The sequence below is a fragment of the Mycolicibacterium vaccae NBRC 14118 = CIP 105934 genome (genome assembly GCF_001552715.1).
GTDB classification, from domain to species: domain Bacteria; phylum Actinomycetota; class Actinomycetes; order Mycobacteriales; family Mycobacteriaceae; genus Mycobacterium; species Mycobacterium vaccae.
This window is the reverse complement of the sequence record NZ_BCRS01000198.1, coordinates 1-8,229: the sequence shown is the minus strand read 5'-3', so window position 1 is coordinate 8,229 and position 8,229 is coordinate 1. Positions and strand designations below refer to the sequence as shown.

General features: G+C 71.0%; 7 protein-coding genes. 4 read left to right on the top strand and 3 right to left on the bottom strand.

From position 1 onward, the window contains the following. Positions 1 to 44 precede the first annotated feature (44 nt). Complete coding sequence (locus tag MVA01S_RS26400; RefSeq protein ID WP_003933861.1) at positions 45 to 1,325, top strand: amidohydrolase family protein; 1,281 nt, start codon at positions 45 to 47, stop codon at positions 1,323 to 1,325. Between the two features lie 3 nt (positions 1,326 to 1,328). On the opposite strand, the gene MVA01S_RS26395 is transcribed toward MVA01S_RS26400, so the two are convergent. Together MVA01S_RS26395 and MVA01S_RS26390 are read right to left on the bottom strand one after the other, a co-directional pair. Beyond that, a complete protein-coding gene (locus MVA01S_RS26395; RefSeq protein ID WP_003933860.1) occupies positions 1,329 to 2,240 on the bottom strand; it encodes an alpha/beta hydrolase in 912 nt (303 codons plus the stop codon). Positions 2,241 to 2,254: 14 nt separating this feature from the next. Beyond that, positions 2,255 to 4,432, bottom strand: coding sequence for an acyl-CoA dehydrogenase family protein (locus MVA01S_RS26390; RefSeq protein ID WP_003933859.1), 2,178 nt, complete (start codon positions 4,430 to 4,432; stop codon positions 2,255 to 2,257). Positions 4,433 to 4,600: 168 nt separating this feature from the next. On the opposite strand from MVA01S_RS26390, the gene MVA01S_RS26385 reads away from it, so the two are divergent. Both MVA01S_RS26385 and MVA01S_RS26380 read left to right on the top strand, forming a co-directional pair. Beyond that, positions 4,601 to 5,824, top strand: a complete 1,224-nt coding sequence (locus MVA01S_RS26385) for an alpha/beta hydrolase (RefSeq protein ID WP_003933858.1) — start codon at positions 4,601 to 4,603, stop codon at positions 5,822 to 5,824. Positions 5,825 to 5,850: 26 nt separating this feature from the next. After that, entirely contained in the window at positions 5,851 to 7,269 is a 1,419-nt protein-coding gene (locus MVA01S_RS26380; protein WP_003933857.1) for a WS/DGAT/MGAT family O-acyltransferase, read from the top strand. Here the strand turns inward: MVA01S_RS26380 and MVA01S_RS26375 are convergent. Beyond that, positions 7,266 to 7,691, bottom strand: coding sequence for a hypothetical protein (locus MVA01S_RS26375; RefSeq protein ID WP_003933856.1), 426 nt, complete (start codon positions 7,689 to 7,691; stop codon positions 7,266 to 7,268). The genes MVA01S_RS26380 and MVA01S_RS26375 overlap by 4 nt on opposite strands. Positions 7,692 to 7,758: 67 nt before the next feature. Between MVA01S_RS26375 and MVA01S_RS26370 the strand changes: the two genes are divergently transcribed. Then, a partial coding sequence (locus MVA01S_RS26370; RefSeq protein WP_060941755.1) for a TetR family transcriptional regulator occupies positions 7,759 to 8,229 on the top strand: 471 nt, incomplete at its 3' end.

Sequence of the window (8,229 nt, the reverse complement as noted above, 5' to 3'; positions counted from 1 at the left end):
AACGAGGTCGTCGACCGGCTGGTCGACAGTCGGTTGGCCGCGACATGCTGATCCGGCGGGCCACCCTGCTCGACGGCACCGCGGCCGACATCCGCGTCGGCGAGCGCATTCTCGAGGTGGCCGACGGCCTGACCGCCCGGCCCGGCGAACCCGAGTACGACGCGGCCGGCGGCACGGTGCTGCCCGGGCTGCACGACCACCACCTCCATCTGCGGGCGGCCGCGGCCGCGCTGCACTCGGTGCGGGTCGGCCCCGACGAGGTGCGCAGCAGAGCCGAACTCGCGCGCGTCCTCGCCGGCGCCGCCGCAGGCCCCGACGGCTGGATCCGTGCCGTCGGCTACCACGACGCCGCCGCCGGACCGCTGGACCGGCACGTACTCGACGAACTCGCCCCGCCGGTCCCGGTGCGCATCCAGCACCGCAGTGGCGTGCAGTGGATTCTGAACACCGCCGCGCTGCAGCGCATCGGGCGCGCCGACCACCCCGACGGCCGACTGCCCAGCGCCGACCCCGGATGGGCCGCATCGCTGCGCAGCACCCCCGACCTCGCCGGGTTGAGCGCACGGCTGTGCGCGCTGGGCGTCACCGGGGTCACCGACGCCACACCGGATCTCGAGGATCCCGGGGAGTTGCGCCGCAGAATGCGTCAGCAGGTCCGGTGGCTGGCCCCGGGCAAGCGCATCCTGCACGACGACGCACTGGACCTCGACGCGCTGAGCGGGTGGATCGCCGAACAGCACGCCCGCGACATACCGGTCGCGGTGCACTGCGTGACCGCCGCCCAGCTCGTGGTGACACTGGCGGCGTTGCGCGCCAACGGAAATCATCGGCGGGACCGCATCGAGCACGCCGCGGTGGTGCCCGAGGCGAGCCTGGCCGACCTCGCGGACATCGGGGTCACCGTGGTCACCCAGCCGAACTTCGTCGCCGAGCGCGGTGAGCAGTACCTCGCCGACGTCGACCCCGCCGAGCATCACGAACTGTGGCGGGTGGCCTCGCTCTCGCGTGCCGGGGTGCCGGTCGCGCTGTCCACCGATGCGCCGTTCGGCGACCTCGATCCCTGGGCGGCGATGCGCGCGGCCGTGCACCGCGCCACCCCCTCCGGCCGGGTGCTGGGCGAGCGTGAACGGATCAGCGCGACAACGGCATTGACGATGTTCCTCGGTGAGCCGGATCGGCCCGCGGTGCCCCGCCGGATCGCGCCCGGCGCGCCGGCCGACCTGTGCGTGCTGGCCGTCGCACCGCGCGATCTACCCGCCGAACCGGACGCCGGCGTCGTGGCCGCCACGGTCATCGGCGGTGAGCTCGTCTACGAACGCCGCTGAGCGTCAGGCCGCCGTCGGTGCGAACGCGGTACGCAGCAGCGCGCACTGACCGGTGAAGAACTTCTGCGACACCGACGCTTTCGGCGCGATGCCGTCGAACCCGTGGAACGCGCCGTCGACCACCATCACCTCGCACGGCACGCCCGCCGCGCGCAGTCTCTCCGCGTAGGCGAGGTCCTCGTCGTGGAACAGGTCCAGGGTGCCGACACCGATCCAGGCCGGCGGCAGGCCCGCCAGGTCGTCGCGGCGGGCCGGAACCGCTTCGCCCGGGTCCGCGTCACCCAGATAGGCGCGCCAGCCGAAACGATTGCTGGACTGATTCCACAGCCGGTGCCCGGGGTGGTCCAGATCCTTGCGCTGCGAGGTGCGGTCGTCGAGCATCGGATACACCAGAACCTGTGCGGCCACGGCGATCTCGCCACGGTCGCGGGTCAGCAGCGCCAGCGCGGCGGCCAGCCCGCCGCCGGCGCTCGCCCCGGCGATCGCGACGCGTGCCGGATCGACCGACGGCAGCCCCGACAGCCAGCTCAGGGCCGCGTAGCAGTCCTCGACCGGCACCGGATACGGATGCTCGGGCGCCAGCCGGTAGTTCACCGACGCCACCGTCGCGCCGAGTTCCTGCGCGAACCGGCGGCACAGCACGTCGTCCTGGGCGGCGTCGCCGATGACATAGCCGCCGCCGTGGATCCACAGCAGCGCCGGCCCCGGGCCCGGCGCCACCCCGCGCGGCCGGAACAACCGCACCCCGACACCGGAGGAGAGGTCGAGCACCTCGATGTCCTCGGGGGCGTCCTTGCCGCGCCACATCAGCCGGGACGCCGCCCGCATGAACGGCAGCGTGACGGGCGTGATCATCTGCCGGGGCAGGATGCGGGCGCTGCTGCGCAGCTCGGGATGGAAGTGGACGCGGGGCATCCGCCCAGTATTGGTCAGCGGAGCAGCGGGTCCCGGGGTAATCCGAGGATTCGCTCGGCGATGGTGTTCCGGGTGATCTCCGAGGTCCCGCCGGCGATCGTCATGGCCCGGTTGCCGAGGTAGCTCAGGGTCAGTCGCGGGTTCTGCCCGGTCACCGCGGCGGCGCCCGCCAGTTCGACCGCGAGTTCAGTGAGCCGCTGGCCGGACTCGGCGACCAGCAGCTTGGTCACGTTGCCCTCCGGTCCGGGTTCGGCGCCGGCGATCGCCCGGGTGGCCCGGCGCAGGTTCAGCAGCCGCAGGGTGTGCAGCTCGGCGATCACCTCGCCCGCCTGGCGGACGTATCCCGCCGAGGTCTCCGGCGTGCCGTCGAGCAGCGCGACGAGGTCGTCGGCGGTGGTGCCGGTGGGTCCGCCGGAGCCGCCGCCGATGGAGATCCGCTCGTTGCCCAGCGTCGCGCGCGCGACCAGCCAGCCCCTGTTCACGTCCCCGACGACGTCGGCGTCCGGGACGAATACGTCGTCGAAGAACACCTCGTTGAAGTGCGAGTCACCGGTCAGCCCGCGCAACGGGTTGACCGTGACACCGTCGGCGGTCATGTCGATCGCCATCATCGTCACCCCGGCGTGTTTGGCGGCGTCCGGGTCGGTCCGCACCGTGGCCAGTCCCCACTGGCACAGGTGCGCCAGGCTGGTCCACACCTTCTGTCCGGTGACCCGCCAGCCGCCGTCGACCTTGCGCGCCGCCGTGCGCACCGCCGCGGCGTCCGAACCGGCCCCCGGCTCGGAGAACAACTGACACCACATCACCTGCCCGCGCAGCACCGGTTCGACCCAGCGTTCCCGCTGCTCCTCGGTGCCCGCCTGGGCGATCGTCAGCGCCACCCACCCGGTGATCCCCATGTCGGGGCGCTCGACACCGGCGAACTCCTCCTCGATCACCAGCTGTTCGAGCACATCGGCGCCGCGGCCCCACGGCTTCGGCCAGTGCGGCACCAGATATCCGGAGTCGACGAGGCGGTCCCGCTGCCGGTCGGCGGGCAGCGACCGGATCTCGGCCGCCGCCTCGCGGGCCGCACTGCGGTAGCGCTCGGACTCGGACGGCAGCGAGAACGACGCCCCGCGGGCCAGGCCGCGACGCTGGGCGTCGACCACGTCGAGTACCGGGTCGACGCCACCGGCGGCGAGCGCGGCCAGCGTGCGGGCCCGACGTAGATAGAGGTGCGCGTCGTGCTCCCAGGTGAACCCGATGCCGCCGTGCAGCTGAATATTGGTCTGCACGTTGAACACCTGAGCGCGGTTGGCCAGGACGGAGGCCACCGCGCCGGCGAACCAGGCGCTGTCCAGATCCTCGGCGCGGGCGGCGTCCCAGGTGGCGGCGGTCGCGGCCTCGGCGTGCACGAGCATGTCGGCGGCGTGGTGCTTGACGGCCTGGAAGGTGCCGATGGTGCGGCCGAACTGCTCCCGCACCTTGGCGTATTCGACGGCCATGTCCAGCGCCGCCCAGCTGACCCCGACGGCCTCGGCCGCGGTCAGGATGCGCCACACCGTCCTGGCGTCGCGGGCGGCCCCGCGCAGCACCCGGTCCCCGGCCACCGGGACGTCGCTCAGCGACACGGTCCCGAGGCGGCGGGTGGTGTCCAGACTGTCCAGCGCAGTGACCGGCACGGAGTCATCGGCGTCGACGAGCACCACATCGTCGCCGGCGACCAGCACAAACAGCGCCGCGTCCGGCGCGCCGAGCACCGCCGGGCTCTGTCCCGACACCGTCAGATCGCCGCCCACCCCCACGGTGACGTTGCCCGACACGCCGAGCGCCGCGATCGTCGTCCCGTCGGCCAGCCCCGGCAGCAGCGCGGCCCGGACCGGTCCAGGCGCACACCGGTCGACCACCACCGCGGCGGCCGCCGAGGCCAGGAACGGGCCGGGCGCGAGCTGGCGGCCCAGGCACTCGACCACGACCGCGAGCTCGGCCAGGCCGAACCCCGACCCGCCGACGTCCTCGGGCAGCGCCAGCCCGGTCCAACCGAGTTCGGTTGCCGCCGACCAGATGTCGGCCGGTCCGGGATCGCCGCCGTCGAGCGTCGCGCGGGCCTTGGCCGGCGCCTGCAGCCGGTTGAGCCGGCCGGACACCGCCGCGGCGAGGTCCTGGTGGTCGTCGGTGATGGCAAGCTTGGACGCGGGCGTCTTACGCACGGGGTGGGGCCTCACTGCTGAAGTTGACGGTCGGGAACCGACGTTATCGCGCGTCACACCCGGGCCGAGCATGTGACAACAGTCACAAATTGGCCACAGCGAAAACATGAGTAGACAACTTCGCTGAGAGTGTCGTTTCGATTACCTACTCGGGGGTACGCTCGCGAAATGACGGAACGGCCGGACATCCGGTATCCCGGGCCCACTCTCACCACGCGCTTGAAATGGTTGCTGAATGCGGGGCCTTCCGACTACATGCTGGCGATGAGCGTGGCCTCGGCGTCGCTGCCCGTGATCGGGAAACATCTTGAGCCCCTTGGCGCTCTGACCGCTGCGGGGATCTGGGGCACCCGGCACGCCCCGGACTTCGTCGGCGCGCTGGCGAAGTCGCTGGTAGCGCCCAGTGACGCCGAGAAGAAGCAGCAGGAACGCGACTGCACCAACGCGGTCACCGAGGCGGCACTGCGGGGGGTGGTCGGGGCCAAGGATCTGGAGATCGAGTGGCCGGCCGCCGAGCGCACCCCGCCGGTCTGGAAGATGCGCGAGCACCGCCGCCACGTGCACCGGACGTCGGTGCGGTACGGCCCGCGCGCGACCCAACTCCTCGACGTGTGGCGCCGCGACGACCTGCCCGCCCAGCCCGCACCGGTGATGATCTTCGTGCCCGGCGGAGCCTGGGTGCACGGCAGCCGGATGCTGCAGGGCTACGCGCTGATGTCCCATCTGGCCGAAAAGGGCTGGGTGTGTCTGTCCATCGACTACCGGGTGGCCCCGCACAATCCGTGGCCGGCGCACATCGCCGACGTGAAGACCGCGATCGCCTGGGCACGCGCCAACGTCGATCGGTTCGGCGGCGACCGCAACTTCGTGGCGATCGCTGGAACCTCGGCCGGTGGGCATCTCGCGGCGCTGGCCGGGCTGACGGCCAACGACCCGGAGCTGCAAGGGGAACTGCCCGAAGGCTCGGACACGTCCGTCGACGCGGTCATCGGGATCTACGGCCGCTACGACTGGGAGGACAAGTCGACCGTCGAGCGGGTGCGCTTCATGGACTTCCTGGAGCGGGTCGTGGTGAAACGCAAGTTCGACAGGCATCCCGACGTCTACCGCAACGCATCGCCGATGGCCCGGGTCCATCCCGAGGCGCCGCCGTTCCTGGTCGTCCACGGCACCGGGGACAGCGTGATCCCGGTGGCCCAGGCGCAGGGCTTCGTCGAACGACTGCGGGCCGTGTCGCGCTCGGTGGTCGGATACGTCGAGCTGCCCGGCGCCGGGCACGGATTCGACATGACCGACGGTGCCCGCACGGGAGCCGCGTCGACGGCAATCGGCCTGTTCCTCAACCACATTCATCGAAACCGAAGCCTCATCGGGGCCAAAGAGGTTATATAGTCACCTCCGGTGCGGAAGGTGGCGTGTTGAAGAGGCTTCGTGGCTGGGACGCTGTGCTGTTGTACAGCGAGACGCCGAACGTCCATATGCACACGCTCAAGCTGGCGGTCATCGAACTCGATGATCTCGGCGGGGCCACCTTCGGTGTGGAGGAACTGCGCAAGGTCATCCACGGCCGGCTCTACAAGCTGGACCCGTTCCGCTATGAGCTCGTCGACATCCCGTTCAAGTTCCACCACCCGATGTGGCGCGAGAACGCCGAGGTCGATCTCGACTACCACGTGCGGTCCTGCCGCGTCGAGGCTCCCGGCGGCCGCCGCGAACTCGACGAGGCCGTCGGCCGGATCGCCAGCACACCGCTGGACCGCAGCCGTCCGCTGTGGGAGATGTACCTGATCGAGGGTCTGGCCGGCGGTCGCATCGCAGTGCTCGGCAAGATCCACCACGCGCTGGCCGACGGTGTGGCCTCGGCGAACCTGCTGGCGCGCGGCATGGATCTGCAGGAAGGGCCGCAGCCCGAACGGGATTCGTACGCCACCGATCCCGCCCCCACCCGGGGTGAGCTGGTGCGGACCGCGTTCGCCGACCACATGCGCCAGATCGCCAAGCTGCCCAGCGTGATGCGCTACACGGCCCAGGGTGTGCGCCGGGTGCAGCGCAGCCCGCGGAAACTGTCCCCGAAGCTGACGATGCCCTTCACCCCGCCGCCGTCGTTCATGAACCACATGGTCGACGCGACGCGGAAGTTCGCCACGGCCACCCTTTCGCTCGACGACGTCAAGCACACCGGCAAGCAGCTGGACGCCACCATCAACGACATGGTGCTGGCGATGTCGGCGGGCGCGCTGCGAAAGTTGTTGCTGCGCTATGACGGTCGTGCGGACCATCCGCTGCTGGCGTCGGTGCCGGTGAGTTTCGACTTCTCCCGCGACCGAATCTCGGGCAACTATTTCACCGGGGTGCTGGTCAGCTTGCCGGTGGACGTCGAGGATCCGGCCGAACGGGTCCGCGCGGCCCACGTCGCCGCGGCCGTGGGCAAGGAGAGCAACAACCTGATCGGCCCGGAGCTGGTGAGCCGGTGGTCGGCGTACTTCCCGCCCGCCCCGGCCGAAGCGATGTTCCGCTGGCTGTCGAACAAGGACGGCCAGAACAAGGTGATGAATCTGCCGATCTCCAATGTGCCGGGTCCGCGCGAGCGCGCCCGGGTCGGCGGCGCGCTGGTCACCGAGATCTACTCGGTGGGGCCCCTCACCGCGGGCAGCGGACTCAACATCACGGTGTGGAGCTACGTCGACCAGATCAACATCTCGGTGCTGTCGGACGGTAAGACGCTCGAGGACCCGCACGAGCTGACCTCGGCCATGCTCGACGAGTTCGTCGAGATCCGCCGCGCCGCAGGGCTTCCCGCTGAGCTCACGGTCGTCGAATCCGCCATGCCCAACTAGCCGGCGGCCCTCACTACCTGCCGCCGAGATTGCATCCCGGTCGGCTCGTTCTCGAAATCCGGCTGCTGGAATGCAATTTCGGCGAGGGGTGGGCGGGCGTCGGCCGGTGCGGGGGTCGAGGCGAGCTGCCCGCGGTACCTGGCCAGGTAGCGCTCGGCGGCCCGCCGGTCGGTGTCGCCGCGGATCGGGTCGAAGCCCAGCGTGATGTCGCTGTCCGGGTCGGCGTCGGCCATCTCCCGGCTGCGCAGCACGAAACACGTGACCGCCAACCCGAAGCCGACGATCATCGCGAGGCCGAACCACGGTGCGAGGCTGCTGCCCAACGCCAGCGCTGCCGTGGACGACCCCAGAAAAACGAAGCCGAGCAGGGTCAGCAGGTAACCGAAGATCGGTAGCGGGGCGTTGTTGAACGATCTGCGCATGTGAACATCTCCATTCTTCAATACGCTACGCGTAGCGTAGCGCTACTGCCAGTGTAGCGTTTCGGGTGTGGTTCAGCCAGGACGGGACGCGGCGGACAAGACCGACGAGGTCGGCGCGCGGATACTGGCCGCGGCGCTGGAGTTGCTGCGGGCCCGCGGCCCGCGGGCGGTGACGATGCAGGCCGTCGTCGAGGCCACCGGCATCGCCAAGACCACCATCTACCGCAGGCATCAGAACCGGCGCGCACTGCTCACCGCCGCGCTGGCGACGCTGCGGGAGCGGCCGTCGGTGCCGCCGGACTCCGACCGCGAGCAGCGCATCCGGTGGGTGGTCTCGCAATCGGTCGACGTCATCGCCGACGGCATCGGGGTCGGCGGGTTCGCGGCGCTGCTCACCGGAGAGGACCCGGAGTTCAGTGCCGCGTTCCGGGAGATCCTCGGGGCCTACCGCCGGCAGGCGATGGACGCGCTAGGCGTCGACGGGATTGCTGCCCACCCGCCCCCCGACGGTTTCGCCCACCCGCCCCCCGACGGTTTC

Excerpts from the sequence above, each read along its gene's own strand:
- MVA01S_RS26400 (WP_003933861.1), top strand. The coding sequence starts at position 45 with ATGCTGATCCGGCGGGCCACCCTGCTCGACGGCACCGCGGCCGACATC.
- MVA01S_RS26395 (WP_003933860.1), bottom strand. The coding sequence starts at position 2,240 with ATGCCCCGCGTCCACTTCCATCCCGAGCTGCGCAGCAGCGCCCGCATC.
- MVA01S_RS26385 (WP_003933858.1), top strand. The coding sequence starts at position 4,601 with ATGACGGAACGGCCGGACATCCGGTATCCCGGGCCCACTCTCACCACG.
- MVA01S_RS26375 (WP_003933856.1), bottom strand. The coding sequence starts at position 7,691 with ATGCGCAGATCGTTCAACAACGCCCCGCTACCGATCTTCGGTTACCTG.